Source organism: Streptomyces sp. NBC_00442 (assembly GCF_036014195.1).
Lineage (GTDB): Bacteria > Actinomycetota > Actinomycetes > Streptomycetales > Streptomycetaceae > Streptomyces.
In genome coordinates this window covers 4,960,663-4,986,880 of sequence record NZ_CP107918.1, presented here as the reverse complement: position 1 = coordinate 4,986,880, position 26,218 = coordinate 4,960,663, and the positions used below count along the sequence as shown (strand labels likewise).

The window sequence follows — 26,218 nt, the reverse complement described above, 5'->3', positions numbered from 1 at the left end:
GCTCCAAGAGCGAGGTGCGTGCGTGATGGCGGGGAAGAAGCAGTTCGACGTGGACATCGCGCTCGACGCGGCGATGGTCCAGTTCTGGCGGGCCGGATACGCCGACACGTCCCTCGACGACCTCTCCAGGACGACCGGCTTGAACCGCAGTTCCATCTACTCCTCGTTCGGCGACAAGGACGCGCTGTACCTGCGCTGCCTGGACCGCTACGCCGCGCGGTACGGAGGCAGGTACGACCTGGCGCTTTCCTGTGCGTCCGAGGACCCCCTCCAGGCGGTACGGGCGTTCTTCGAGGTCACCCTGCGACGCATCGCAGACCCCGACGTCCCCGATGGATGCCTGATCGCCCAGACCGCGATGGCGGCACCGGTACTCGGCCCCACGATCGCCGCCCGCGCGACGGAAGCGCTGGGCTTTCAGCGTGCGCGGCTGCGAGCCGCCCTGAGCGCCGCACGGTTGGCCGAGGGCGATGCCGACGACTTCGCGGTTCACCTGGCGGCGGTCAACCAGTCACTGGCCGTGCTGAGCCGGACGAGCGCGAGCCAGAAGCAGCTCCGCGCGGTCGTCGCCATCAGCCTGAACGCCCTCACCCACGCCATGCCCACCCAGAACTAGCCCCGCCCATCCCCCCCTGGGACTCCGCCCCGGACCCCGTATCGCGCAACCCATGACGGGGCCGAGGATGCCCATGCCGGCCGGCACCAAGTGGTCAGGGGCGCGAGGAACTGCGCGAGAAGCGAGCACGGCCCGCAGATCACCGACATTTCGGGGGCGCGAGGAACTGCGCGAGAAGCGAGCACGGCCCGCAGATCACCGCCGCTTTGGGGGCGCGGGGAACTGCGCGAGAAGCGAGCACGGCCCGCAGATCACCGCCGCTTTGGGGGCGCGGGGAACTGCGCGAAAGGGGCTACGGGCGGCGCGGCGCGGCCGTCGAGGCGCGCACCATCAGCTCACCCTGCACCGTCGCGATCCCCCCCGGCGGAGCCGGATCGAGAGCAAGGGCAAGACGGCCCGCCCGAGCCCCCGCCTCAGCCAACGGCAACCGCACCGTCGTCAGCCCCGGCACCGCATCCGCACTGAACGGCAGATCCCCGAACCCCGCCACCGACACCTCCCCCGGCACGGAAACCCCCCGGTCCCGCAGCGCCGCGCACGCCCCCAGCGCCACCGTGTCGTTCGCGGCCACCACAGCCGTCAACTCGCCATCCCTGCGCAGCAGTTCGAGCGTCGCATCGTACCCGGAACGCCGGTCGTAGGACCCGTGCACCACCAGGTGGTCGAGACGGAGTCCGGCCTCCGCGAGGGCGGCCCGGTGGCCCTCCAGGCGGTGCCGGGTCGTCGTGCGCTCGGTGGGCCCGGCCACGTAACCGATCCTGCGGTGGCCGAGCCCGATGAGGTGTTCCGCCAGGCGCCTGCTGCCGCCCCGGTTGTCGAACGCGAGCGTCGCGGTGACGCTGTCGCCGGGCAGCGGCGGCCGCCCGCACAGCACGATCCGGGTCCCCGCGTCGGCCAGCCGCGCCAGCTTCGCGGCGACCGCCGCCGCGTGCTCGGGGTCCTCAAGGGCACCGCCCGTCACGATGACGGCGGCCGCGCGCTGGCGCTGGAGCAGCGTCAGATAGGTCAGTTCGCGTTCCGGCGAGCCCCCGGTGTTGCAGATGACGGAGAGCTTCTCGCGCGCCCCGCGCTCCTCGCCGATGGCCGCCTGGGCCGCACCGGCGATGATGCCGAAGAACGGGTCGGCGATGTCGTTGACGAGGATGCCGACCAGATCGGACGTGGCCGCGGCGAGCGAACTCGCGGGCCCGTTCAGGACGTAGTCGAGGTCGTCGACCGCGCGCAGCACCCGCTCCCGCGTGGCCGCGGCCACCGGATAGTTGCCGTTGAGCACGCGCGACACGGTCGCCGGGGACACCTGGGCCCGAGCCGCCACGTCCGCCAGGGTCGCTGTCATCTCTGCCTCCGCACCGATCGGGCCGTGGTCGAACCGCGGCCGGCCAGGTCGCACCGTGCCACCGCGCCCCGGAACCGTGTCCGGGCCATGGTCGAACCACCGCCCGGCCGTTCAAGCTTTCGGCCTCTTGTCCGAGGCGCTGTGCGCAGGCTAGCGTCCTGCCCTGTAGAAAGCGCTTACTATCGCCGAACCGCCCACACCCACACACCTCACAGCCCCCATCCCACAGCTTCGGAGGGATCACATGACGGCGTCGTCACGCAGGACCGTGCGGATCGCCATGAACGGCGTCACCGGACGCATGGGTTACCGCCAGCACCTCGTACGCTCCCTCCTCGCCCTCCGCGAGCAGGGCGGCCTCGATCTGGGCGACGGGACCACGCTGTGGCCCGAGCCGGTCCTGATCGGCCGGCGCGACCACGCGCTGAAGGCGATGGCCGAACGGCACGGCCTCACCGAGTGGTCGACCGATCTGGACGCGGTGCTCGCCGATCCGAGCGTCGACATCTATTTCGACGCCCAGGTGACGTCCGCCCGCGAGGAGGCGCTCGGCAAGGCCATAGCGGCGGGCAAGCACGTCTACACCGAGAAGCCGACCGCGACCGGACTGGCCGGCGCGCTCGACCTGGCCCGGCTCGCCCGCGCGGCCGGCGTGAAGCACGGCGTCGTCCAGGACAAGCTGTTCCTGCCGGGCCTGCTGAAGCTGAGGCGTCTGATCGATGGCGGGTTCTTCGGCCGGATCCTGTCCGTGCGCGGCGAGTTCGGTTACTGGGTCTTCGAGGGCGACTGGCAGAGCGCGCAGCGCCCGTCCTGGAACTACCGGCGCGAGGACGGCGGCGGCATCGTCGTGGACATGTTCCCGCACTGGGAGTACGTCCTGCACGAGCTGTTCGGCCGGGTCACGTCGGTGACCGCGCAGACCGCCACCCACATCCCGCAGCGCTGGGACGAGCACGGCAAGCCGTACACGGCGACGGCCGACGACGCCGCGTACGGCATCTTCCGGCTGGAGGGCGGCGCGGTCGCCCAGATCAACTCCTCGTGGGCGGTGCGCGTCAACCGCGACGAACTCGTCGAGTTCCAGGTGGACGGAACCGAGGGCTCGGCGGTCGCGGGCCTGCGCAACTGCCGTGTGCAGCACCGTGGTTCGACGCCGAAGCCGGTGTGGAACCCCGACCTTCCCGCCACGGAGCCGTTCCGCGCTCAGTGGCAGGAGGTCCCGGACAACGACACGTTCGACAACGGGTTCAAGGCGCAGTGGGAGCTGTTCCTGCGGCACGTGGCGCTGGACGAGCCCTACCACTGGGATCTGTTCGCGGGTGCGCGCGGCGTGCAGCTCGCCGAACTGGGCCTGCGCTCCTGCGCCGAGGGCCGCCGTCTCGACGTTCCGGAGATCGCGCTGTGAGCCTCCTGCTGCCGGGCCCCGACGGCACGACGAACCGCTACGAGCCCCGCGCGGCCCCGCTCGCGCTGCCGCCGGGCCCGCCGCCCGCCTCCCGTTCGGTCTTCTCCGCCGCGCACGTCGTCGCGGACCCGTACGCCGACGTCGCGCCCGACGCGCCCGCCGCCGTCGACTGGGACGCCACGCTCGCCTTCCGCCGCCACCTGTGGTCGCACGGGCTCGGCGTCGCGGAGGCGATGGACACGGCGCAGCGCGGCATGGGCCTCGACTGGCCGGTGGCGGCGGAACTCATCCGCCGAAGTGCCGCCGAGGCGAAGGCAGTCGGCGGACGGATCGCCTGCGGTGTCGGCACGGACCAGCTCGGATCCGGCGCGCTCGCCGAGGTGCGGGCGGCGTACGAGGAACAGCTCGCGCTGGTCGAAGAGGCCGGTGCGCAGCCCATTGTGATGGCGTCGCGCGCCCTCGCGGCGGCGGCCCGAAGCGCCGAGGACTACCTCTCGGTCTACGAGCACCTGCTGCGCCAGGCGTCCGGCCCGGTCATCCTGCACTGGCTCGGCCCGATGTTCGATCCGGCGCTCGACGGCTACTGGGGCTCGGCCGACCTGGACGCGGCGACGGACACCTTCCTCGATGTCATCGCCGCCCACCCCGACAAGGTCGACGGCATCAAGGTGTCCCTCCTGGACGCCCGCCGCGAGGTGGAGCTGCGCCGCCGCCTCCCCGACGGCGTACGGTGCTACACCGGCGACGACTTCAACTATCCCGAGCTCATCGCGGGCGACGAACAGGGCTTCAGCCACGCCCTGTTGGGGATCTTCGACCCGCTGGGCCCCCTCGCCGCACAGGCGGTGCGCCTGCTCGACAAGGGCGACACCGGAGCCTTCCACGCCACCCTCGACCCGACGGTCCCCCTTTCCCGCCACCTCTTCGAGCCCCCGACCCGCTTCTACAAGACGGGCGTGGTGTTCCTGGCGTGGCTCGCGGGCCACCAGTCGCACTTCACGATGGTCGGCGGTCTCCAGTCGGCGCGCTCGCTGCGGCACTTCGCGCGGGCCTACGAACTGGCCGACGGGCTGGGCCTGTTCCCGGACCCGTCGCTGGCCGCGTCCCGCATGAAATCCCTCCTGACCGTGTACGGAGTAGCCCAGTGAGCAGTCCGGCGATCGTTCCTTCCCGCTTCAGCATCAACCAGATGACGGTGAAGCAGCTCGCCCTGCCGGAGCTGGTGGAGGCGTGCGTACGGCTCGGGGTGCGCGGGGTCGGGCTGTGGCGCGAGCCGGTGGCGGCGTACGGCCTGGAGGCGTCGGCAAAGCTGGTCCGCGGCGCGGGACTTGACGTGAGCTCGCTGTGCCGCGGCGGGTTCCTCACGGCGATCGACCCCGCCGAACGGGCGGCGGCGCTCGCGGACAACCGTGCGGCCATCGACGAGGCGGCGACGCTGGGCACGGACACGCTGGTGCTCGTCTCGGGCGGCCTTCCGCCCGGCTCCAAGGACCTCGCCGGCGCGCGGGAGCGGGTCGCCGACGCGCTGGCGTCGCTCGCGCCGTACGCCGCTTCGCGCGGGGTGCGCCTCGCGATCGAGCCCCTGCATCCGATGTTCGCATCGGACCGCTGCGTGGTGTCCACGCTCGGCCAGGCGCTGGGGATCGCGGAGCGGTTCCCTGCGGAGCAGGTGGGGGTGGTGGTCGACACGTACCACGTGTGGTGGGACGACGCGGCGCCGGCCGCGGTGGCCCGCGCGGGCGCCTCCGGCCGGATCCACGCGTTCCAGCTGGCGGACTGGGTGACGCCGCTTCCCGCGGGCGTGCTGCTCGGGCGCGGTCAACTGGGCTCTGGCTGCGTCGACTTGGCGGGGTGGTGTGCGCTGCTCGACTCGGTGGGGTACGGCGGGCCGGTGGAGGTCGAGCTCTTCAACGAGGCGTTGTGGGCGACGGACGGGGCGGCCCTCCTCACGGAAACGGCCCATCGCTTCAGCGAGCTGCGGTAGCCGTACCACCCCGTCCCCGTCACCCAGTCCGCGCAGTTCCCCGCGCCCCTGTAGGGCACCCGGAGCCGAGCGTCGCGCCCACCGCGGCGGAGCCGCAGGGTGTCGCAGCGGAAAGGGGCGGGGTGGGGAAGGAAACCCCCGTCGAAAGGAACCCCATGAAGCTCGCCCTCTCCACCCTCGGCCTCCCCGGCATCCCCATGCCGACCGTGGCACGGCTGGCCGCCACCACCGGATACCACGGGGTCGAGCTCAGGGCCCACCCCGAGGAACCCGTACACCCCGGCATCGGCGCCGACGAAAGGGCAGCCACGGCACGGCAGTTCAAGGACCACGGCATCCGGATCCTCGCCGTGGCCGGATACGCCAGAGTCGCCCAGCCCCTGACCCCCCACGAGCTCCCCGAACTCGTACGGCTGGCCCACGACCTGGGCGCCGCCTACGTCCGTGTCTTCCCCGGCGGCGACAACACCCCCGCCGCCACCGAAAGGGCCGTACAACAGCTGGCCGACGCGGCGGAGTTGGCCCGCGAGAGCAACGTACGCATCCTCCTGGAAACCCACGACTCGCACCGCACGGGCAGAGCCGCCGCCGCCGTCCTGGACCGCGTGGGCGACACCGGCGTGGGCGCGCTCTGGGACGTCATGCACACCTGGCTCGGCGGCGAGAGCCCGGCGGAGTCCTTCGCCCACCTCTCCCCCCACCTCGGCTACACGCAGGTGAAGGACATCGCATCGGCCGAGGACACCACCCCGCTCCCCCTCGGCACCGGTGTGCTCCCCCTCGCCGCCTGCCTGAGCCTGCTCCCGCAGGACGGCTGGGTGTGCTGGGAGTACGAGCAGCGCTGGTACCCGGAGGCCGCCCCGCTCCCCGGCCTCCTCCAGGCGGGCCAGGAGTACCTGACCCGCCGCACCGGACGGACGAGTTGAGCGCGCCGCCGCCCGCGAGGAGGCGTGGCCCTACTTGGTGAAGAAGGCCACCGAGCGCAGCTTCAGGCGGTCGGTGGCGGGCTTGCCGTGGGGCTTCAGCGTCCAGGAGTCACCGGTGCAGTCGGGCTCGGTGAACACCATGGCGGACATGTTCGTCCTGTTGTGGGGGGCGAACGCCGGCTCGGAGACATCCGGGTCGGCCGCTTCCTGGATGGTGATGCAGACGATGTCCTCCGGGTTGGACATGCCCCCTTCGTGCGGCCTGCCGTCCAGGCCGACGTACGTGTAGGTGAAGTCGCCGACCGCCGCGTGGGCGGGCGCGCCCAGCGTGGCGGTCAGCGCCAGGGCACCGCAGAAGGAGACGAGAGCATGGCGAAGACGCATGGAGACCCTTTCGGGAGGAGCGAGGCGAAGGGGTAGGTCTCGCGCTTCCTACCTGGACAGCCGTGGCGCCATCCCTGGGAGCCCTGCCGAAAGGATTCGCCGTCCCCCGTCCGGCCCACCCGCGCCGACCGGGGTCGTCGGGCCGGCCGACCCGGACCGCCGCCTCGCCCTCGCCCAGCCCGGTGAGACGGGGCTCGTCTCACCGGGCGAGCCGGGCGGGCAGCGGGCCTCCGCGCTCCCGCTCCCTCTCGCCCGCCCCCGGGGTTTCGCGCGTGGCCGCCCCCACCGACCGCGACAGCGACGTGAGCGCCACCCCGCCCACCAGGAGCGCCCCCGCACACCACCGCAGCGGCGTCACCGCCTCGCCGAGGAACAGTGCCGCCGAGGTCATCCCGAACACCGGCACGAGCAGGCTGAACGGCGCCACGGACGACGCCGGGTAGCGGCGCAGCAGCATGCCCCACGCCCCGAACCCGAACACCGTGCTGATCCACGCCACGTACACCAGCGCCCCCGCCCCGCTCCAGTCGAACCCGGCGAGCGCCTCGGCGTCCCGTCGCGGGCCTTCGAAGAGGAGGGACAGCGCGAGCAGCGGGAGTACGGGGACGACCGACACCCACACCATGAAGTTGAGCGCGTCGGGCGGGGCCGCCTTGCGGGTGAGGACGTTCGCGACGCCCCAGCACGCCGCCGCGGCCACGGTCAGCGAGAAGCCGAGCAGCGGGCCGCTCGTCCCCTCGTCCACCCCCGCCACCACGATCCCCGCCAGCGCCACACCCATCCCCAACAGGCGTACACCACGCAGCCGTTCACCCAGGACGGCCATCGCCACGACCGCCGTGAACACCGCCTGCACCTGAAGGACGAGCGAGGAGAGCCCCGCCGGCATCCCCCGGCTCATTCCGATGAACAGCAGCCCGAACTTCGCCACGCCGAGCACGAGCCCCACCGCCACGATCCATTTCCGGGCGACCTTGGGCCGGCCGACGAAGAACACGGCGGGCAGCGCCGCGACGAGGAAGCGCAGGGCGGAGAACAGGAGCGGCGGGAAGTGGCCGAGGCCTACGTCGATGACGACGAAGTTCACCCCCCAGACGGCGGCGACGAGAACGGCGAGCAGGATGTGTACGGGACGCATGCGTCGAGGATCAGCGCCGCCGACCCTTCAGCACCAGCGCGGATTCCTTGATGATGAAATGAAGCAACGCTTAATCCGCTCCTTCACCACCACCTCGGCCCGCCCGACTCACCCGACGGAGGCCCCGTGCTCGATCTGGCCAGGCTGCGCGCGCTGCACGCGGTCCACGTCCACGGCTCGGTCGCCGCCGCTGCCGCGGCGCTCGGCTACACCCCGTCCGCCATCTCGCAGCAGATCACGAAGCTGGAACGCGAGACCCGTACGACCCTGCTCGAACGCCGGGGCCGAGGCATCGCCCTCACCGAGGACGCACTGCAACTGGCCTCTGCGGCACAGGAGTTGCTGACCATTGTCGAGCGTACGGAGACCACGCTCGAAGAGCGGCGCGGACGGCCCGCCGGGGTGCTGACCGTGGGCGCGTTCCCCACGGCCGCACGCGGCCTGCTCCCGGCCGCCCTCGCCACGCTCGCCCGCGAACACCCCGCCCTGGAAACGCGGTTGTCCGAAGTCGATCCGCACCTCTCCGTCGACCTCGTCGCCAAGGGCCTCATCGACCTGGCCGTCGCCCACGACTGGGACATCGCCCCACTGCCCGCCCCCGACGGCGTCGAGCACGCGCCCATCGGCGACGACCACTGCGACGTCCTGGTCCCGGCGGACCACCCACTGGCGTCCCGCCGCGTAGTCCACCGCGCCGACCTCGCCCACGAACCCTGGATCTGCCAGCCGCCCGGCTCGGTCTGCCACGACTGGCTCGTCCGCACCCTGCGCGCCGACGGCCACGAGCCCGATCTGCGCCACCAGGCGGCCGAGTACCACACCCAACTCGCCCTGGTCGCAGTCGGTTTGGGCATCGCGCTCGTACCGCGTCTGGGCCGGGGCCCGCTCCCCGAGGCCGTCGTGGCCCTCCCCCTCACCCCCGTCCCGACCCGCCGCCTCTACGCCCTGTGGCGCACCGGCGCGGCCCGCCGCCCGGCGATCAAGGCGGCGGTGCGGGCGGTACGGGACGCGTGGCAGGACGACGCCGGCGGCGTCAGCCGTTGAGGCCGTCGCCCTTGACCGCGTCCACGAACGAGGTCCACGCGCCCGTCCCGAACACGACGGCCGGCCCGGTCGGATTCTTGCTGTCCCGCACGGGCACGCACGCGGAGCACGCGTCGCTGAACTCCAGGCATTCGCCGCTCTCGCCGCCGCTGTACGAGGACTTCCGCCAAGTGGCGTACGCGTCGTTCACTTCGAGGCACTGGCCGCTGTCGCCGCCGCTATGGCTGGACTTGCGCCAACCGGTCAACACGGAGGCGTTGGGAATGATCTGCTCACTGCGCATCATGCTCGTAATCCTCCGCCACAGAACGGATCAGCGCCAGAGAGCTTTGGTGCGACAACGCATCGCCGAGAGCGTGGTCGTAGGCCTCCTGGCACTGCCTCACCACGGACGGAAGCTCCCATACCCGGCCGTTGTTCAAGCCTTCCACGTACGCGATGGGCGGGAGGTCGCTGAACCACATCAACGAGACATGGCCCTCCAACAAGGCGTGTGCGCCTGCCTCGTACGGGAGTACATGAAGGCGGATGCGACGACCCTCGCCCAACGCCACTAGGTGACGCAGCTGTTCGCACATCACGAGCGGACCGCCTATGGGCCGCCGCAGCACAGCTTCGTCGAGCATCGTCCACACAACGGGGTTGTCGAAGTCATGAAGGACTCCGGCTCGCGCCAGCCGCGCCCCAAGCAGCCGGTCACGTTCCTGGTCACTCTTGGGCGGATGCCCCGAGCTGAGCACCTCGTGCGCGTACGCCTCCGTCTGGAGGAATCCCGGCACCAACTTGGGCGCGTACTGACGAATCAGTGTCGCCTGCTGCTCGAACTCCAGCGCCTCTTCGAAGTGCTCAGCCACTTGGCGCCCGTCCAGCGTCGGCAGGAACCGCTCGAAGAACCCGCCGGTGTCCAGCACCATGTCAAGCCTCCGCGCATCGGCGACGTCCGGCCGGCGCCGCCCCGCCTCGATGTGGGCGATATGTGTGCGCGACATCATCGCAAGTCGGCTGAGCTCCTCCTGAGTGAGACCGGCGGCCTCGCGCCTGGCCTTGAGTTCCTCGCCGTATCGAATACGGGATACGGGATTGTCCTCGATCGCCACACCATCAACTCCCCTGCGTGCAGGTGCCGTTGTCACGCTCTGTGCACTGTTCAGCGTACGGAACGTGACCCCACGCTGTGAGCGGAACACCACACACAGTGAGAGGCAGTCGCATGGCAGCGCACGGCGTCGGGGCGTACGTCGCCCATACCGGTACCGACGTGTACGGGCCCGGAAAGGTGATCGGCGCGGACGGAGAGTGGCGGCGGGTGCGGTTCGTGTACTTCGTCGCCACCATCGCCGTACGTGATCTGCGTACCGCCTCCGCGCAGGAGGAAGAGGAGGTGTGCGCATGGCTGATGGAGAAGACCGCCCGGCATGGGGGCAACTGGTAGCCGGGCCCGCGCTCGCGTTGCGGGTGACGCACGACGGGGGCCGGACCTGGCAGCCGTACGTCATGCCGCATCCGCCCACCCCATGGCGCGGACGGGCGACGGCGAACGAGGCGGACGTCGAGGTGGCGGGCCGCCGGGGCCACCTGGCGGCGGGACGGGAGTAGCGGGGCGGCGGTTATCCAGGCCGGGGCGCGCGGGGCGGGTTCGCGCGCGGAGCCTTGACTGACAATAACTTTCCGGATAACGGTTCGGGAGTGGAAGTTTCTTCCACTCCCTGGCAAACCCCGCTTCGCCGGAAGGAGCCGCACGTGCAGCACCGCACCTCAAGACGCAGCCTCCTGACCACCACCGCCGCCGTGGCCGCCGCGACCGCCCTCGGGTCCCGGCTGCCCGCGTCCGCCGCGAGCGCCGCGTCCGGCGCGTCCGGCTCGTCCGGCGTCAGCGCCACTGATGCCGCGCGGGACCGGGACGCCGACCGCCGTCTGCGCGCGGTCATCGCCCGCATGTCGGTCGAGGAGAAGATCGGCCAGCTCTTCGTCATGCGGATCTACGGGCACTCGGCCACCGCCCCCGACCAGGCGGACATCGACGCCAACCTCCGCGAGATCGGGGTGCGCGACGCGGCCGAGCTCATCGCCAGGTACCACGTCGGCGGCATCATCTACTTCACCTGGGCGCACAACACCCGCGACCCGCACCAGATCGCCGCCCTTTCCAACGGCATCCAGGCGGCCGGGCTCGCCCAGCGCGTTCCGGTGCCGCTGCTCATCGCCACCGACCAGGAACACGGGATCGTGTGCCGGGTCGGCGCGCCGGCCACGCTCTTCCCCGGCGCGATGGCGATGGGCGCGGGCGGCTCGACGGCGGACGCCCGCACGCTCGGCCGGATCTCGGGCGCCGAGCTCGCCGCGATCGGCATCCGCCAGGACTACTCGCCCGACGCCGACGTGAACATCAACCCCGCCAACCCCGTCATCGGCGTACGGAGCTTCGGGGCGGACCCGGCCGCCGTGGCCCGGATGGTCGCGGCCGAGGTGCGCGGCTACCAGGAGGCGTCGGTCGCCGCGACCGCCAAGCACTTCCCCGGGCACGGCGACACCAGCGTCGACAGCCACACCGGGATCCCGGTCATCACCCACAGCCGTGAGGAGTGGGAGCGGCTTGACGCGCCGCCGTTCAAGGCCGCGATCGCGGCCGGGATCGACGCGATCATGACGGCGCACATCCAGTTCCCCGCGCTCGACCCGAGCAACGACCCGGCGACCCTGTCCCGCCCCATTCTCACCGGCATCCTGCGCGAACAGCTCGGCTACGACGGGGTCGTCATCACGGACTCGCTCGGCATGAAGGGCGTACGCGACAAGTACGGCGACGACCGGGTGCCGGTGCTGGCCCTGAAGGCGGGCGTCGACCAGCTGCTCGATCCGCCCAAGCTGGACGTGGCGTTCGCCGGGGTGCGGGCGGCGGTGGCGAGCGGCGAGCTGAGCGAGGCCCGCCTCGACGCGTCCGTGCTGCGCGTTCTGCGGCTCAAGGAGCGGCGCGGCCTGTTCGCCCGGCCGTACGTCAGCGACCGGGGCGTCGACCGGGTCGTGGGTACGCGGGCCCACCGCGCGGCGGCCGACGAGATCGCCGAGCGGACCACGACGCTGCTCGCCGATCCGCGCGGGCTGCTGCCGCTGTCGCGCCGGCGTCACCGCCGGGTCCTGGTCGTGGGCGCCGACCCGGACTCGCCGTCCGGCACGACGGGCCCGCCCACGACCGTCCTGGCGGACGCGCTGACCGAACTCGGCTTCCAGGCAACGGCGTTGCCGACGGGAACCCTTCCGACTCCGGCGCAGATCGCTGCGGCGGTCGCGGCGTGCGCGGGGCGGGACGTGGTGGTCGTGGGCACGTACAACGCCGGGGCGGGCGGTGCGCAGAGCCGACTGGTGGCGGCCCTGGGCGCGACGGGTGTGCCGGTCGTCCACCTCGCGCTGCGCAACCCGTACGACGTCGCGTACCTGAGCGGGTACGGGGCGTCGCTCGCGACGTATTCCTGGACGGACGTCGAACTCCGCGCGGCGGTACGGGTGTTGGCCGGTCGCACCCGCCCCCGGGGCCGCCTCCCGGTCGCGGTACCCCGCGCGGACGACCCGACCCGGGACCTCTACCCGATCGGCCACGGCCTGTCGTACTGACGCACCCCCTGGAGCTCTACCGAGCCCCGTCAGGGGAGCGGGGAACGGCGCGACCAGCCACGCACGGTCCGCAACCGAAAGCGGGGTTGGGGGTCGGGGGCTCCACCCCGGGGCGGTGTGCGGGCCGGACGGGCCCGGGGTGGAGCCGCCGGGGTTACGGGCGCAGGGACGGTTCCCGCGTGAGCTGGGGCGCGTCCAGCTTCGCGTCGTACGGGGACTGCGGCTTCGCCGGAGCCGGATCCAGGCCCGCCCAGCGGAGAATGGAAGCCGTGGCGCTGGACTTCTGCGTGGCCGGAAGCAGGGACACCTTCGAGCCGTGGTTGCCACCCGGCACGGTGTAGACGTAGGAGTCACGCACGCCCGCCCCGAGCGAGAAGCGCTCCGCGCCCCACGGGTCGTTCTGCCCGTACACGTACAGCATGTGGTCCGCGTGGTGCTTGACCCACGAGTCGACGTCGCGCATCGCGCCCGGCTGGAACCGCATCGGGATGCTGCGCGGCACGAAGTTGCGCGGCGGCTGGTAGCCGTAGCGGCTCAGCTTGCCGAGCCAGGGCTGCTTGATGGTGGGCGAGCCCAGCTGCGTACCGGCCTGGTAGTAGTACGCCGTGTACGGCGCCAGGCCCTGGTCGGTGTAGAAGGAGAAGCCGGAGATCGTGTCGACGGAGTCCCAGATCGCCTGGTCGGTGGCGTGCGCCGCGTCGCCCGGGATCGTGGTGCAGTCAGCGAGGAGGCTGTACTGCCAGAAGCCCCACACGTAGTCGAGCACGACCGCCTCGTACGCCTTGTCGAGGGAGCCGACCGTCGTGAAGGTGTAGCCGTTCGCGGCCGCGTACTCCTGGTACTTCTTCTCCAGGGGCCCGCGCCGCACCAGCGCCTCGCGCTGCACGCCCTCCAGCTTGTCGCGGCACTCCTTGGTGCCGACCGACGTGAAGAAGCGGTCGTACGCCGAATCCTCGGTGTTCACCACGTCGTTGGGCGCCACGTACGCGACGACGCCGTCCATGTCGCGCGGGTAGAACCGCTTGTAGTACGTGGCCGTCATGCCGCCCTTGGAACCGCCGGTGGTCAGCCAGTTCTTCGAGTAGAGCGGCTTCAGGGCCTTGAAGATGGCGTGCTGGTCACTGGCCGCCTGCCATATGTCGTCCTTGGCCCAGTTGGTGGGCGTGGGACGCGACTGGGGGAAGAAGCGGTACTCGACGGAGACCTGGTTGCCGTCCACGATCTGCGTCGGCTCGCTGCGACTGGGGGTGGTCGAGACGTCGTAGCCGCTGGTGTACATCACCGTCGGCCGGTCGGTGTCCTTGTGCAGCACGGTGATCCGCTGCTTGAAGGTGGCCCGGCTGTACGGGTTGTGGTGGTCCACCGGCTGCGTGAAGTTCAGTACGAAGTAGCGGTAGCCGGCGTACGGCTTCTCCTCAATGAGACTCATCCCGGGTATCGCCAGGATGCGGTCCTTGATGTCCGGCTCGGCGGCGGTGGCCGCCCCTGCCGTGGCTCCGGTCGCGGTCATCGTGCCTATCAGCACGACGAGCGACAGCAGCCATCTGAGCGCCTTGCGCATGCACACTCCCCTGTGGGGCCCCTGTGGGCTCGGAACGTGGTCCCGCGAACCTAGCCGGGGCAACACCGGGCCCGCCAGACCCCGTTGATCACAGGGGAGTCATGGATTCCGCGGGAGGGCGGGGGGGCAGCAGACCCAGCCCGTCTGGGCCGAGCTTCCCGATATCGCGCCCGTGGCGCGGACGCAGCGGTTGCCCGAGTACACCGTGACCGGACCGGCGCGCTGGGTGTAGACGCCCGAGTCGCCGGCGGGCGCGCCGCCGCGGGCCTGGATGGTGACCGACATCTGGCGCCGGGGGCCCGCGCTCCTGGCGACGGTCGTCGCGCAGGCGTAGCCGTTGCCCTTGTACAGGCGCAGCTCGCCCGCGCTGAACCCGACCGTCCTGACGGCTCGTCCCGCGCAGGCGGCGGCCGCGTCGGCGCTGCCGCCGGCCGGGCCGAACACGACGAGGCCACCCGCCATCGTGAGCACCGCGAGCCCCGGGCCGAGGAGCCCCCTCTTCCGCACACCGCCGAACATCGCACCGAACACGCTTGCACCTTTCCGCCACTTGCGCGTATGTGGGGAGGGACGCGAGAAGTCGTCCGACGGTTCTCGGGTCTCGCCGCGCACCCGGCACCCGAGCAGTTCCCCGCGCCCCCAACTCCGCCGTGCGGGCCGGCACGGACATCCTCAGCCCCGTCCGGGCTGAAACCCGCTTTCGGCTGCGGACCGTGCTCGCCTCTCGCGCAGTTCCCCGCGCCCCTCGACTACGCGGTGCCGGGCAGGGGGGTCAGGTGCGGGCGGGTTCGGTTTCGGGTCGGCCGATGAAGGTGTGCCACAGGCGGGCGTACGTGCCGTTCGCCGCGAGGAGTTCGTCGTGGGTGCCGTCCTCCGCGACCCGCCCCCCGTCCATCACGATCACGCGGTCCGCCCGCGCCGCCGTGGTCAGGCGGTGGGCCACGACCAGGGTGGTGCGGCGGCCTGTGAGGCGGTCGGTGGCCTGGTTGACCTGGGCCTCCGTCGCGAGGTCGAGCGCCGCCGTCGCCTCGTCGAGCAGCAGGACGTCGGGGTCGACCAGTTCCGCGCGGGCCAGCGCGATGAGCTGGCGCTGCCCGGCGGAGAGGTTGCGGCCGCGCTCGGCGACCTCGTGGAGGTAGCCGTCGTCGAGCGTGGCGATCATGTCGTGGGCGCCGACCGCGCGCGCCGCCGCCTCCACCTCGGCGTCGCTCGCCTCGGGACGCCCGTACGCGATGGCGTCGCGGACCGTGCCGGCGAAGAGGTACGCCTCCTGCGGGACCACGCCGAGCCGGTGCCGGTAGGCGGTGATGTCCAGGTCGCGCAGGTCCGTGCCGTCGGCGGTGACCCGCCCGGCCGTCGGATCGTAGAAGCGCGCCACCAGCTTGACGAGGGTGGACTTGCCCGCGCCGGTCTCGCCGACGAAGGCGACGGTCTGCCCGGCCGGTATGCGCAGGTCGACCCCGCTGAGCGCTTCCTCGGGCTCGTCGGCGTCGTCGGCGGACCCGTACGCGAAGTCGACGTTCTCGAAGGCGATCTCGCCCCGCAGCGACAGGACGTCGAGGGGCTCGCGGGCGTCGGCGGTGGAGGGCTTCTCGCGCAGCAGTTCCTGGATGCGCTTGAGCGACACCGCCGCCTGCTGGTAGCCGTCGAAGACCTGCGAGAGCTGCTGCACCGGGGCGAAGAACAGGTCGATGTAGAGGAGGTAGGCGACGAGCGCACCCGTGGTGAGGGTGCCGGCGTCGACGCGGTGTGCGCCGACGATCAGGACGGCGGCCGCCGCCACCGAGGACAGGAGCTGCACGAACGGGAAGTACACCGAGATCAGCCACTGGCCGCGCACCCGCGCCTGGCGGTAGTGGTCGCTGCGCTCGGCGAACCGCTCGGCCCCGTCGTGCTCGCGCCGGAACGCCTGCACGATGCGCAGGCCCGACACCGACTCCTGGAGGTCGGCGTTGACGACGCTGATGCGCTCACGGGCGAGTTCGTACGCCTTCACGCTCTTCCTGCGGAACACGTAGGTGCCGACGACGAGCAGGGGGAGCGTGGCGAAGACGACGAGGGCGAGCTGGATGTCGATGACGAGCAGCGCCACCATGATGCCGAAGAACGTGACGACGGAGACGAACGCGGTGACCAGGCCCGTCTGGAGGAACGTGGACAGCGCGTCCACGTCCGTCGTCATGCGGGTCATGATGCGTCCGGTCAACTCCCGTTCGTAGTAGTCGAGTCCGAGCCGCTGGAGCTGGGCGAAGATCTTCAGGCGCAGGGTGTAGAGAATGCGTTCGCCGGTGCGGCCGGTGAGCTGCGTCTCGCGGGTCTGGGCGAGCCACTGCACGGCGACGCTGAGCAGTGCCAGGCCGGCCGCCGTCCAGACGGCGCCGAGCGCGAGCTTGGTGACGCCTTGGTCGATGCCGTGCCGGATCAGGATCGGCAGGATCAGCGACATTCCCGCGTCGATCACGACGAGGAGGAGCGAGGCGAGGAGGGGAAGGCCGAAGCCGCGGAGCAGCCGGCGCAGGCCGTAGGAGTCCTCCGCCTGGACGGCCTTCGCCTCGTCTATCGCGGGGACGTCGGTGGCGGGCGGCAACGCCTCGACCTGGGCGAGCAGTTCGGGGGTGGCAGGCATGCCGCCGGGGGCGGCGGACTCCGCCTTGTCCTCGCGTACCCACAGCGGCGGGGTGATGCCGCGCTCGGCGTCGAACTCGGCATCCAGCTCCTCCCGTACGGAGCGGTCCTCGTCCTCCGCGTGCGGGGCGGGCGGGGTGTGGCCCGGCGACACCCCGCCGAGCTCGTCGGGGTCGGTGAGCAGGCGGCGGTAGAGGGCGCTGTCGCGCTGGAGCTCGTCGTGGGTGCCGATCGCGGCGAGCCGTCCGCCGTCGAGCACGGCGATGCGGTCGGCGAGGCCGAGGGTGGAGCGGCGGTGTGCGATGAGCAGGGTGGTGCGGCCGGCCATGACCGACTTGAGGGCCTCGTGGATCTCGTGCTCGACGCGGGCGTCGACGGCCGAGGTCGCGTCGTCGAGGACGAGCAGGCGGGGGTCGGTGAGGATGGCGCGGGCGAGCGCGATGCGCTGGCGCTGCCCGCCGGAGAGGGTCAGGCCGTGCTCGCCGACGGTGGTGTCGTACCCCTTGGGCAGCTCGGAGATGAACCGGTCCGCCTGGGCGGCACGGGCCGCCCTGTCGATCTCCTCCTGGGTGGCGTCCGGCTTTCCGTACGCGATGTTGGCGCGGACGGTGTCGGAGAAGAGGAAGGAGTCCTCGGGGACCAGGCCGATGGCGGCGCGCAGCGAGGAGAGCGTGAGCTCGCGCACGTCGTGGCCGCCGATGAGGACGGCGCCGTGCGCGACGTCGTAGAAACGCGGCAGCAGGAGCGAGACGGTGGACTTGCCGGAGCCGGACGAGCCGACCACGGCGACGGTCTCGCCGGGCCGGATGGAGAGGGAGAAACCGTCGAGGACAGGCCGCCCGTCGTCGTAGCCGAAGCGCACGTCGTCGAACTCGACGGTGGCGGGGGCGTCCGGGGACAGCTCCATGGTGCCGTCCTGCATCGACGGCTCGGTGTCGATGAGCTCGAGGACGCGCTCGACGCCGGCCCGCGCCTGCTGGCCCACGGTGAGCACCATGGCGAGCATGCGGACGGGGCCGACGAGCTGGGCCAGGTAGGTGGAGAAGGCGACGAACGTGCCGAGCGTGATCTGGCCACGGGTCGCGAGCCAGCCGCCGAGCGCCAGCATGGCGACCTGTCCGAGGGCCGGGACGGCCTGGAGGGCCGGGGTGTAGCGGGAGTTCAGCTTGATGGTGCGCAGGCGGCCCGCGAACAGCTTGCGGCCGACCTCGCGGAGCTTGCCCGTCTCCTGGTCCTCCTGGCCGAAGCCCTTGACGACCCGGACCCCGGACACGGCGCCGTCGACGACCCCGGCGACGGCGGCGGCCTGGCCCTGGGCGTACCAGGTGGCGGGGAACAGGCGGGCGCGGCTGCGTCTGGCGATGAACCAGAGGGCCGGCGCCACGGCGAGGGCGACGAGGGTCAGGAGCGGCGAGAGCCACGCCATGATCACGATGGAGATCACGAAGAGCAGGACGTTGCCGATGGTCATCGGCAGCATGAAGAGCAGGCCCTGGATCAGCTGGAGGTCGCTGGTGGCGCGGCCGACGACCTGTCCGGTGGACAGCTCGTCCTGGCGCCGCCCGTCGAGGCGGGTGATCGTGCGGTACATCTCGGTGCGCAGGTCGTGCTGGACGTCGAGGGCGAGGCGCCCTCCGTAGTACCGCCGTACGTACGTCATGGCGTACACCACGACGGCGCAGGCTATGAGGAGCCCGGTCCAGACGGCGAGGGAGCGGGTGTGGTCGCCGATGACGTCGTCGATGACGACCTTGGTGATCAGCGGTACGAGCGCCATGACGGCCATGCCGCCGAGCGACGAGCCGAGCGCCAGCACGACATTGCGCCGGTAGCGCCAGGCGTACCCGGTCAGCCTGCGCGCCCACCCCTGTTGCGCACCCTCCGTCACGTGATTCCTCCCGTCGGTACCTGGTCCTGCCGCAAGCCCCAACACGGGGGCCTGCGGATTTCATCCCGCCGCAACACATACGGGACGTAGGTCCTAGGACCCGTCCGACGGCGGGACGGCCCCACCGCGGGGGCGGGCCGGGCCTCGGCGGGGTCTCAGAGGTGCGTCGGCGCGAACATCTTCAGGAGGGCGGGGAGGACTACCACCGAGGGCCCGGGGGCGGCCAGCGCCTTGGACAGGTCGGCGGTCAGGGTGTCCGCGGTGGTGCGGACGGCCGGGACGCCGAAGGACTCGGCGAGGGCCACGAAGTCCGGCCGGGCCAGCTCGGTGGCGGTGGCCTCGCCGAACGTGTCCGTCATGTACTCGCGCAGGATGCCGTAGCCGCCGTCGTCGACGATCAGCCAGGTGACCGGGAGGTCGTACTGCCTGGCCGTGGCGAGCTCCGCGATCGAGTACATCGCGCCGCCGTCGCCGGACACCGCGAGGACCGGGCGCCCGGGGTCGGCGACGGCCGCGCCGAGGGCCGCGGGGAAGCCGTAGCCGAGGCCTCCGGCGCCCTGCGCCGAGTGCATCGAGCCGGGCCAGGCCGACCAGGCCCAGTAGGCGAGGATCGTCATGTCCCAGAAGCTGGGCGACCCGGCGGGCAGTGCCTCGCGCACGGCGGCCAGGATGCGCCGCTCCTCGCCCACGTCCTGCGCGTCGATCCGCTCGCGGACCTTCCCGAGCACGGTCCGTACCCGCTCGGCCGCCGTGTCGTCGTCACGTTCCGCGACCGTTTCGAGCAGGGCCTGGAGGGCGATGCGGGCGTCCGCGTGGATACCGAGGGCCGGGTGGTTGGACTCCAGCTTGCCGAGGTCGGCCTCGATCTGGACGATCCGGCCGCGCGGCTGGAACGTGTGGTAGTTCGACGACAGCTCGCCGAGTCCGGAGCCGATCACGAGCAGGACGTCGGCGTCCTCAAGGAAGTCCGTGGTGTGCCGGTCCTCCAGCCAGGACTGGAGCGAGAGCGGGTGCTCCCACGGGAAGGCGCCCTTGCCGCCGAAGGTCGTCACGACCGGCGCGTCCAGCTTCTCGGCGAGCGCGAGGAGCTTGCCGGCGGCGTCGGCGCGTACGACACCGCCGCCCGCGATGATGGCGGGGCGGGCCGCGTTCGCCAGCAACTCGGCTGCCATGGCGGTCAGTTCGGGGCGCGGGACGACGTCCTCGGGGAACGCGTCCATGGGCGTGACGACGGGCAGCGCCGTCTCGGCGAGCAGCACGTCCTGCGGGATCTCCACCCACACGGGGCCGTGCGGCGCGGTCAGCGCCGACTCCCAGGCGGCCGCGATCGCGGAGGGGATCTGCGACTGGCTGCGCACGGTGTGGACGGACTTGACCACGTCGCGGAACGAGGCCTTCTGGTCGCGCAGTTCGTGGAGATAGCCGTGCCGTCCGCCGCCAAGTCCCGCCGTAGGGACCTGACTTGAGATCGCGAGGACCGGTGACGAGGCGGCCGCCGCCTCCTGGAGGGCGGCGAGCGAGGTCAGCGCGCCGGGGCCGGTCGAGAGGAGCAGCGGGGCCGCCTCGCCGGTGACCCGGCCGTACGCGTCGGCGGCGAAGCCCGCGTTGTTCTCGACCCGGAGGCCGACGTACCGCAGGTCCGAGCGGCGCAGCGCGTCGAACATGCCGAGCGCGTGCTGGCCCGGCAGTCCGAACACGGTGGTGGCGCCGAGCCCGGCGAGGGTCTCGACCACCAGGTCACCGCCGTTGCGCCCGGCGGGCGGGTTGAGGGCGGCTTCCACCTGGCGCGGCGTGGGGCGCAGCACGAGGTCGTGGTCGTGGGTCATCGCGTCCTCTCCTTGGAGTCCTTGGAGCTCGGCCTTCGGCCCGGCGCCGGTCCCCCGGCCGCCGGGCCGATGCTGTTGATCGTTCCCGGTCCGTTCCGCGCTTCAGGCGCGGCTCGCCGCGATCTGGCGGGACATGATCGTGGTCAGCTCGTAGGCGGTGTGCGAGGCGGCCACGCTGGTGATCTCGGCGTGGTCGTAGGCCGGGGCGACCTCGACGACGTCGGCGGAGACCAGGTTGCAGGAGGACAGGCCCCGCAGGATCTCCAGGAGCTCGCGCGAGGTCATGCCGCCGGCCTCGGGGGTGCCGGTGCCGGGCGCGTGGGCCGGGTCGAGGCAGTCGATGTCGATGGAGATGTACAGCGGGCGGTCGCCGATGCGCTGGCGGAGCTGGTCGGCGACCTCGTCGGCGCCGCGCCGGTAGACGTCGGCGGAGGTGACGATGCCGAAGCCCATCTTCTCGTCGTCGGTCAGGTCCTGCTTGCCGTACAGCGGGCCGCGGGTACCGACGTGCGAGAGCGCCTCGGTGTCGAGGATGCCTTCCTCGACGGCCCGGCGGAACGGGGTGCCGTGGGTGTACTCGGCGCCGAAGTAGGTGTCCCAGGTGTCGAGGTGCGCGTCGAAGTGGAGCAGCGCGACCGGGCCGTGCTTCTTGGCGACGGAGCGGAGCAGCGGCAGCGCGATGGTGTGGTCGCCGCCGAGCGTCATGAGGCGGGCGCCGGTGCCGAGCAGGTCGTCGGCGGCCGCCTCGATCGTGTCGACGGCCTCGTTGATGTTGAACGGGTTGGCCGCGATGTCACCGGCGTCGGCGACCTGGGCGAGCGCGAAGGGCGAGGCGTCCTGGGCGGGGTTGTACGGGCGCAGCAGACGGGAGGCCTCGCGGATGGCGTTGCCGCCGAAGCGGGCGCCGGGCCGGTAGGAGACACCGCTGTCGAAGGGCACGCCGACCACGGCGACATCGGCGGTGCCGACCTCGTCGAGGCGGGGCAGCCGGGCGAAGGTCGCGGGCCCGGCGTACCGCGGAATGCGGGACGAGTCGATCGGACCGCGCGGCGTTTCGTTGCTGCTCATCTGAATTGCCCTTCGTTTCAGCGTTTATGCGCTTTATCAGTGTGACTCTAGCTGTGCGCCGGTGCCGCGTCGGCGGCCGCCGGCTCGTCGGGATCCGGTCCGTCGGGAGCCGGCCCCTCGGGATCCGGCCCCTCGGGATCCGGCCCCTCGGGATCCGGTCCGCGCCCGGCCAGCCGCTCGCGCCAGACGGCGAGCACCGCGGCGTCGGTCGGCTCGGTGGCGTACGACACGACGACGTACGCGAGGAGCGAGGCGAGCAGCCCGTAGTAGACGGGCTCGTTGGCGAGGATGCCGTAGCGCACCATGAGCGCGACGACCGCGAGGCCGCCGACGACCACCGAGGCGAGCGCGCCCGAGGCGGTGCCGCGCTTCCACAGCAGCCCGCCGAGGATCGGCACGAGCAGCCCGCCCACGAGCAGGTCGTAGGCGACGGTGAGGCCCTCGACGACGCTGCTCAGGCGGGTCGCGATGACGATCACGACGAGGCCCATGACGAGGATGAAGACCCGGTTGCCCTTCACCTCGTCGTGGTCGGTGCCGGCCTGCCCGGACCTGCCGCGCAGCCGCGCCCAGATGTCATTGTTGGCGACGGTGGCGGAGGCGATGAGCGCGCCGGAGGAGGTGGACATCACGGCGGCGAGGGCGGCGGCGAGCACCAACCCCCTTACACCGACGGGGAGTTCGGCCTTCACGATGGTGGCGAACGCGTCGTCGGCGCTGCCGAGGTTCGGGTAGAGCACCTTGGCGGCGGTGCCGATGACGGCGCCCGCGACGGCGTACACCAGGCAGTACGTCCCGGCGACGGTGCCGCCGAGCCGGGCGACCTTGTCGCTGCGCGCGGTGAACACGCGCTGCCAGATGTCCTGCCCGATGAGCATGCCGAACGTGTAGATCAGGACGTACGTGAAGATCGTCTCGCCGCCGATGCCGAGCGGGTCGAAGTAGCCGGTGGGCAGCTTCGCCTTCATCGCGCCGAAGCCGCCGGCCTTGACGACGGCGATGGGCAGCAGGAGCAGCAGCACCCCGATCGTCTTGACGACGAACTGCACCATGTCGGTGAGGGTGATGGACCACATGCCGCCGAGCGTCGAGTACGCGACGACGATGGCGCCGCCGAGGACGATCGCGACCGTGCGGTTCAGATCGAAGAGGACGTCGAAGATGGTGGCGTAGGCGATGGTCGAGGTGACCGCGAGCATCAGCGTGTAGGCCCACATCACGAGTCCGGAGATGAGCCCGGCCCGGCCTCCGTAGCGCAGGTCCAGCATCTCGGAGACGGTGTAGACGCGCAGCCGGGCGATGCGGGCGGAGAAGAAGACGGAGAGCGCGAGAAGACCGAGGCCGATGGTGAACACCATCCAGGCGCCGGACAGGCCGTACGTGTAGCCGAGGCCCACGCCGCCGATGGTGGAGGCGCCGCCGAGCACGATGGCGGCCATCGTCCCGGAGTACATCGCGGGCCCCAACCGTCGCCCCGCGACGAGGAATTCGGACTTCGACCGGGCGCGGCGCATGCCCCACCAGCCCATCGCCAGCATCCCGGCGAGATAGACGACGATCACTGTGTAGTCGACGGCCATGCGGGGCCCTCCTTCGCGCTCACTCGGTGGCGTGTCGTGCAGGGGGTTGTCGAGGCTCGGGGGAGACATCGAGGGTCCGTCGGCTGTTCGCGGGGACATCCGCCCGTACCCGCGGCCTTCGGTTCGGCACGACCTTAGGTGGCCGGAAAGCAACGTTGAAGTGTACGTTTCCTCCACTCCTGACGCTGCCGATGGATGGATCGTCCACCATGCCGGACTCGACCACGCCGCCCACCCCGACCGCACCGACCGCTCCCCCCACCCCGCCCATCGCGCTCATCGCGCTGCTCGCCCGCGCCGACCTCGGCCTGCGGCAGCTCGCGGGGCCACCGGACGCGTCCATCCGCTGGGTGCACACCTCGGAGATGGCCGACCCGTTCCCGTACCTGCTCGGCGGCGAGCTCCTGATGACGGCGGGGGTGCAGCTCCCCGACCCCGAGGTCTACGTGTCCCGGGCGGCGGCCGCGGGGGCGGCGGCCCTCGGCTTCGGCGTGGCCCCGGTGTACGACGCGGTGCCGCCGGCGCTGGTGGAGGCCTGTGCCCGCCACGGCCTCCCCCTCTTGGAGGTGCCGCCGCAGACGACGTTCTCCGGGGTGGCGCGGGCGGTGTGGCTGCTGATGGCGCGGGCTCGGGAGGACGAGTTGCGGCGGGTGAGCGAGGGGCAGCGGGCGCTGGCCACGGCTGCGGCCCGGCTCGATCCGGTGGGAGCGGTCCTGCGGGTCCTCGCGGGGCGGGTCGGGGGGTGGGCGGCCCTGATGACCCCGGCGGGGTCGGTGCTGGATTCGGCGGGGCCGGAACCGTCCGACGCCGTGGGGGCGGGGGTGCGGGGGCTGGTGCGGGTGGTGGCGCCTTCGACGGATCTTCCCCGCCCCGCCCCTTCCCGAAAGCCTCCGGCGGATCCGGCCGACGGCCGGTGGACACGGGGCCCCGCCCCGGACCCCGCTCCTCGAACGCCGGAGGGGCTGCATTCCCCAGCCCCTCCGGCGTTCGAGGAGCGCGGGTCCGGGGGCGAAGCCGCTGAGTGTCGCAGCGGGAAGGGGCGGGGCGGGGGAAGCGCGCTCACCGCAAGCGACACCGCGGCCGGCGCCCACCTCACCGCGTACGCCCTCGCGGGGCCCCGCGTGCTCGCGCTCGCCACCCCCCACCGCACCCCCGGCGACCACACCATCGCCGGGGTCGCGGCCGTGCTGCTCACCCTGCTCACCGCCGAGCGCCAGGGCGCCGACGAGGCGGCCCGTTCGGCCGCGCTGGTACGGATGCTGCTGGGCGCCGCCCCGGAAGAGGCCGGGGCGCTGCTCGGCGCGGGACCGTGGTGCGTCGTGCACGCCCGGGGCCAGGGTCCGGCGCCCGACCTCGGGACGCCGCTGGTCGAGGCGGACGACCACCGCGTACGCGCCCTCGTGCCGGCCGACCGCGAGGTCACCCCGCACCCGGGCTGGACCCTGGGCATCAGCGCCCCGGCCGGGCTCGACGGGCTGACCGTCGCCGACACGCAGGCCGCCCGCGCCCTGGAGCGCGCGGAGGCGACCCGCGTCACCCTCGCCCGGCACCGCCCCGCCGGATTCGGGGCGCTCGTGGACCCCGAGGAGGCCGCCGCGTACGCCCGCGAACTGCTCGCCCCGCTCACCGAAACCCTGCGCGCCACATTGCGCACCTGGCTCTCGCTGCACGGGAGTTGGGACCGCAGCGCGGTGGCACTCGGCGTGCACCGCAACACCGTCCGCCAGCGGATCGGCCGCTGCGCGGCACTGCTCGGCACCGACCTGGACGACATGGACGTCCGCACGGAGCTGTGGCTGGCCCTGAAGCAGGGGTGACCCGGCTGCGCCGGCTGCGCGACGCGGTCTGCGGGTCACACCCCGTCCGGGCCGGGGGCCGGGCAGCTCCCCCACCTTCGGTTTCCGTAGCCATGGGCGCGAGGCTCTCGTGCGATGGCGGTCCAGAGTGGGGCGTCTCACTCCGGACCCCTGGACAGCGCCGGTGACCGCCGGGTAACTTCGTTATTCAACCTGAGCAAGCGCTTAGCCAATGCTTGGCCAAACTGCCACCCGAGGAGGGCGTCCGTGCGCCGTACCGTTTTCGACGAGGACCACGAGGCGTTCCGGGACACCCTGCGCGCCTTCATCGAGGCCGAGGTCGTGCCCGCCTACGACGAGTGGTTCGCCGCGGGCATCGTGCCGCGCGAGTTCTACTCCAAGCTGGCCGACCTCGGGATCTTCGGCATCCGCGTGGACGAGGAGTTCGGCGGCGCCGGCATCGACTCGTACAAGTTCGAGGCCGTGATGTACGAGGAGACGGCCCGCGCGGGCGTCCAGTTCGGCGGCTCGGGCGTGCACGTGCTGCTCGGCCTGCCCTACATCAAGATGCTCGCCACCGACGAGCAGAAGAAGCGCTTCCTGCCGAAGTTCGTCACCGGCGAGGAGATGTGGGCGCTGGCGATGACCGAGCCCGGCACCGGCTCCGACCTCGCGGGCATGAAGACCACCGCCAAGCTCTCCGAGGACGGCTCGCACTACGTCCTCAACGGCGCGAAGACGTTCATCACCGGCGGCGTCCACGCCGACCGCGTGATCGTCTGTGCCCGCACCGACGCGCCCACCGCCGAGGACCGCCGCCACGGCATCTCGCTGTTCGCGGTGGACACCAAGTCCGAGGGCTACTCGGTCGGCCGCAAGCTCGACAAGCTGGGCCTGAAGACCTCCGACACCGCCGAGCTGGCGTTCGTGGACGTGAAGGTGCCCGTCGAGGACCTGCTCGGCGAGGAGAACAAGGGCTTCTACTACCTCGGCCACAACCTCGCGTCCGAGCGCTGGGGCATCGCGTTCGGCGCGTACGCCCAGGCCAAGGCGGCGGTGCGGTTCGCCAAGGAGTACGTCCAGGACCGTACGGTCTTCGGCAAGACGGTCGCCTCGTTCCAGAACACCAAGTTCGAACTGGCCGCCTGCCAGGCCGAGGTGGACGCCGCCGAGGCCGTCGCCGACCGCGCGCTCGAAGCGCTCGACGCGGGCGAGCTGACGCCGGCCGAGGCCGCGTCCGCGAAGCTGTTCTGCACCGAGGTCGCGCACCGCGTCATCGACCGCTGCCTCCAGCTGCACGGCGGCTACGGCTTCATGAACGAGTACCCCATCGCCCGCCTGTACGCGGACAACCGGGTGAACCGGATCTACGGCGGGACCAGCGAGATCATGAAGTCGATCATCGCCAAGAACATGGGCCTGTAAGGGCCCG

22 protein-coding genes are annotated in these 26,218 nt (G+C 72.0%); 11 read left to right on the top strand and 11 right to left on the bottom strand.

Translation table 11 applies throughout. The features are described from left to right. Positions 1-25 precede the first annotated feature (25 nt). Positions 26-616, top strand: a complete 591-nt coding sequence (locus OG432_RS22300; RefSeq protein ID WP_328312721.1) for a TetR/AcrR family transcriptional regulator — start codon at positions 26-28, stop codon at positions 614-616. A 292-nt stretch (positions 617-908) separates the two neighbouring features. Here OG432_RS22300 and OG432_RS22295 read toward each other — a convergent pair whose 3' ends face one another. Continuing rightward, positions 909-1,952 carry a LacI family DNA-binding transcriptional regulator gene (locus OG432_RS22295; RefSeq protein ID WP_328312720.1) on the bottom strand — a complete coding sequence of 348 codons (1,044 nt, stop codon included), beginning with the start codon at positions 1,950-1,952 and terminating at the stop codon, positions 909-911. A 244-nt stretch (positions 1,953-2,196) separates the two neighbouring features. Between OG432_RS22295 and OG432_RS22290 the strand changes: the two genes are divergently transcribed. From OG432_RS22290 to OG432_RS22275, 4 genes are all read left to right on the top strand, one after another. Further along, positions 2,197-3,357: a Gfo/Idh/MocA family protein gene (locus tag OG432_RS22290; RefSeq protein ID WP_328312719.1), complete on the top strand. Its 1,161-nt coding sequence runs from the start codon at positions 2,197-2,199 to the stop codon at positions 3,355-3,357. Beyond that, positions 3,354-4,505 (top strand): dihydrodipicolinate synthase family protein, encoded by a 1,152-nt coding sequence (locus OG432_RS22285; protein WP_328312718.1) that lies wholly within the window; start codon positions 3,354-3,356, stop codon positions 4,503-4,505. Before OG432_RS22290 ends, OG432_RS22285 begins: the two co-directional genes overlap by 4 nt. Positions 4,506-4,546: 41 nt before the next feature. Beyond that, positions 4,547-5,341 carry a sugar phosphate isomerase/epimerase family protein gene (locus OG432_RS22280; protein ID WP_328315196.1) on the top strand — a complete coding sequence of 265 codons (795 nt, stop codon included), beginning with the start codon at positions 4,547-4,549 and terminating at the stop codon, positions 5,339-5,341. Between the two features lie 155 nt (positions 5,342-5,496). Then, positions 5,497-6,267, top strand: a complete 771-nt coding sequence (locus OG432_RS22275) for a sugar phosphate isomerase/epimerase family protein (protein ID WP_328312717.1) — start codon at positions 5,497-5,499, stop codon at positions 6,265-6,267. 30 nt (positions 6,268-6,297) lie between these two features. On the opposite strand, the gene OG432_RS22270 is transcribed toward OG432_RS22275, so the two are convergent. Then, positions 6,298-6,651 carry a hypothetical protein gene (locus tag OG432_RS22270; protein WP_328312716.1) on the bottom strand — a complete coding sequence of 118 codons (354 nt, stop codon included), beginning with the start codon at positions 6,649-6,651 and terminating at the stop codon, positions 6,298-6,300. Between the two features lie 199 nt (positions 6,652-6,850). Next, positions 6,851-7,789 carry an EamA family transporter gene (locus OG432_RS22265; protein ID WP_328312715.1) on the bottom strand — a complete coding sequence of 313 codons (939 nt, stop codon included), beginning with the start codon at positions 7,787-7,789 and terminating at the stop codon, positions 6,851-6,853. Positions 7,790-7,915: 126 nt separating this feature from the next. Between OG432_RS22265 and OG432_RS22260 the strand changes: the two genes are divergently transcribed. Next, on the top strand, positions 7,916-8,833 hold the full coding sequence (locus OG432_RS22260; RefSeq protein WP_328312714.1) for a LysR family transcriptional regulator: 918 nt from the start codon (positions 7,916-7,918) through the stop codon (positions 8,831-8,833). Here the strand turns inward: OG432_RS22260 and OG432_RS22255 are convergent. Together OG432_RS22255 and OG432_RS22250 are read right to left on the bottom strand one after the other, a co-directional pair. Beyond that, positions 8,823-9,119 carry a DUF397 domain-containing protein gene (locus OG432_RS22255; RefSeq protein WP_443058433.1) on the bottom strand — a complete coding sequence of 99 codons (297 nt, stop codon included), beginning with the start codon at positions 9,117-9,119 and terminating at the stop codon, positions 8,823-8,825. The genes OG432_RS22260 and OG432_RS22255 overlap by 11 nt on opposite strands. Next, positions 9,106-9,930: a helix-turn-helix domain-containing protein gene (locus OG432_RS22250; protein WP_328312713.1), complete on the bottom strand. Its 825-nt coding sequence runs from the start codon at positions 9,928-9,930 to the stop codon at positions 9,106-9,108. Before OG432_RS22250 ends, OG432_RS22255 begins: the two co-directional genes overlap by 14 nt. Positions 9,931-10,043: 113 nt before the next feature. Here OG432_RS22250 and OG432_RS22245 point away from each other — a divergent pair, with 113 nt between their 5' ends. The 3 genes from OG432_RS22245 to OG432_RS22235 all read left to right on the top strand — a co-directional run bounded on the left by OG432_RS22245 (position 10,044) and on the right by OG432_RS22235 (position 12,442). Beyond that, positions 10,044-10,265, top strand: coding sequence for a hypothetical protein (locus OG432_RS22245; RefSeq protein WP_328312712.1), 222 nt, complete (start codon positions 10,044-10,046; stop codon positions 10,263-10,265). Beyond that, positions 10,223-10,429, top strand: a complete 207-nt coding sequence (locus OG432_RS22240) for a hypothetical protein (RefSeq protein ID WP_328315377.1) — start codon at positions 10,223-10,225, stop codon at positions 10,427-10,429. Before OG432_RS22245 ends, OG432_RS22240 begins: the two co-directional genes overlap by 43 nt. A gap of 144 nt (positions 10,430-10,573) precedes the next feature. Further along, on the top strand, positions 10,574-12,442 hold the full coding sequence (locus OG432_RS22235) for a glycoside hydrolase family 3 protein (protein ID WP_328312711.1): 1,869 nt from the start codon (positions 10,574-10,576) through the stop codon (positions 12,440-12,442). A gap of 154 nt (positions 12,443-12,596) precedes the next feature. Here OG432_RS22235 and OG432_RS22230 read toward each other — a convergent pair whose 3' ends face one another. The 6 genes from OG432_RS22230 to OG432_RS22205 all read right to left on the bottom strand — a co-directional run bounded on the left by OG432_RS22230 (position 12,597) and on the right by OG432_RS22205 (position 22,990). Continuing rightward, positions 12,597-14,003, bottom strand: coding sequence for a S28 family serine protease (locus OG432_RS22230; RefSeq protein ID WP_328312710.1), 1,407 nt, complete (start codon positions 14,001-14,003; stop codon positions 12,597-12,599). A 99-nt stretch (positions 14,004-14,102) separates the two neighbouring features. Next, complete coding sequence (locus OG432_RS22225; RefSeq protein ID WP_328312709.1) at positions 14,103-14,534, bottom strand: hypothetical protein; 432 nt, start codon at positions 14,532-14,534, stop codon at positions 14,103-14,105. A 241-nt stretch (positions 14,535-14,775) separates the two neighbouring features. Continuing rightward, positions 14,776-18,516, bottom strand: a complete 3,741-nt coding sequence (locus tag OG432_RS22220; RefSeq protein WP_328312708.1) for an ABC transporter ATP-binding protein — start codon at positions 18,514-18,516, stop codon at positions 14,776-14,778. A gap of 155 nt (positions 18,517-18,671) precedes the next feature. Next, positions 18,672-20,342, bottom strand: coding sequence for a thiamine pyrophosphate-binding protein (locus OG432_RS22215; RefSeq protein ID WP_328312707.1), 1,671 nt, complete (start codon positions 20,340-20,342; stop codon positions 18,672-18,674). Positions 20,343-20,444: 102 nt separating this feature from the next. After that, the gene (gene speB / locus OG432_RS22210) at positions 20,445-21,410 is read right to left on the bottom strand and encodes an agmatinase (RefSeq protein WP_328312706.1); all 966 of its coding nucleotides are present in this window, start codon (positions 21,408-21,410) and stop codon (positions 20,445-20,447) included. A 47-nt stretch (positions 21,411-21,457) separates the two neighbouring features. After that, entirely contained in the window at positions 21,458-22,990 is a 1,533-nt protein-coding gene (locus OG432_RS22205; protein WP_328312705.1) for a sodium:solute symporter, read from the bottom strand. A 209-nt stretch (positions 22,991-23,199) separates the two neighbouring features. Here OG432_RS22205 and OG432_RS22200 point away from each other — a divergent pair, with 209 nt between their 5' ends. Further along, a complete protein-coding gene (locus tag OG432_RS22200) occupies positions 23,200-24,807 on the top strand; it encodes a PucR family transcriptional regulator ligand-binding domain-containing protein (RefSeq protein ID WP_328312704.1) in 1,608 nt (535 codons plus the stop codon). Between the two features lie 246 nt (positions 24,808-25,053). Then, positions 25,054-26,211, top strand: coding sequence for an acyl-CoA dehydrogenase family protein (locus tag OG432_RS22195; protein ID WP_267053096.1), 1,158 nt, complete (start codon positions 25,054-25,056; stop codon positions 26,209-26,211). Positions 26,212-26,218: the final 7 nt, after the last annotated feature.

Bases quoted from the DNA above. Each gene is read 5' to 3' on its own strand.
- OG432_RS22230 (WP_328312710.1), bottom strand. From the start codon at position 14,003: ATGCGCAAGGCGCTCAGATGGCTGCTGTCGCTCGTCGTGCTGATAGGC.
- OG432_RS22255 (WP_443058433.1), bottom strand. From the start codon at position 9,119: ATGATGCGCAGTGAGCAGATCATTCCCAACGCCTCCGTGTTGACCGGT.
- OG432_RS22265 (WP_328312715.1), bottom strand. From the start codon at position 7,789: ATGCGTCCCGTACACATCCTGCTCGCCGTTCTCGTCGCCGCCGTCTGG.
- OG432_RS22280 (WP_328315196.1), top strand. From the start codon at position 4,547: ATGACGGTGAAGCAGCTCGCCCTGCCGGAGCTGGTGGAGGCGTGCGTA.
- OG432_RS22290 (WP_328312719.1), top strand. From the start codon at position 2,197: ATGACGGCGTCGTCACGCAGGACCGTGCGGATCGCCATGAACGGCGTC.
- OG432_RS22215 (WP_328312707.1), bottom strand. From the start codon at position 20,342: ATGACCCACGACCACGACCTCGTGCTGCGCCCCACGCCGCGCCAGGTG.
- OG432_RS22300 (WP_328312721.1), top strand. From the start codon at position 26: ATGGCGGGGAAGAAGCAGTTCGACGTGGACATCGCGCTCGACGCGGCG.
- OG432_RS22205 (WP_328312705.1), bottom strand. From the start codon at position 22,990: ATGGCCGTCGACTACACAGTGATCGTCGTCTATCTCGCCGGGATGCTG.
- OG432_RS22240 (WP_328315377.1), top strand. From the start codon at position 10,223: ATGGCTGATGGAGAAGACCGCCCGGCATGGGGGCAACTGGTAGCCGGG.
- OG432_RS22275 (WP_328312717.1), top strand. From the start codon at position 5,497: ATGAAGCTCGCCCTCTCCACCCTCGGCCTCCCCGGCATCCCCATGCCG.
- OG432_RS22200 (WP_328312704.1), top strand. From the start codon at position 23,200: ATGCCGGACTCGACCACGCCGCCCACCCCGACCGCACCGACCGCTCCC.
- OG432_RS22270 (WP_328312716.1), bottom strand. From the start codon at position 6,651: ATGCGTCTTCGCCATGCTCTCGTCTCCTTCTGCGGTGCCCTGGCGCTG.
- OG432_RS22295 (WP_328312720.1), bottom strand. From the start codon at position 1,952: ATGACAGCGACCCTGGCGGACGTGGCGGCTCGGGCCCAGGTGTCCCCG.
- OG432_RS22245 (WP_328312712.1), top strand. From the start codon at position 10,044: ATGGCAGCGCACGGCGTCGGGGCGTACGTCGCCCATACCGGTACCGAC.
- speB (WP_328312706.1), bottom strand. From the start codon at position 21,410: ATGAGCAGCAACGAAACGCCGCGCGGTCCGATCGACTCGTCCCGCATT.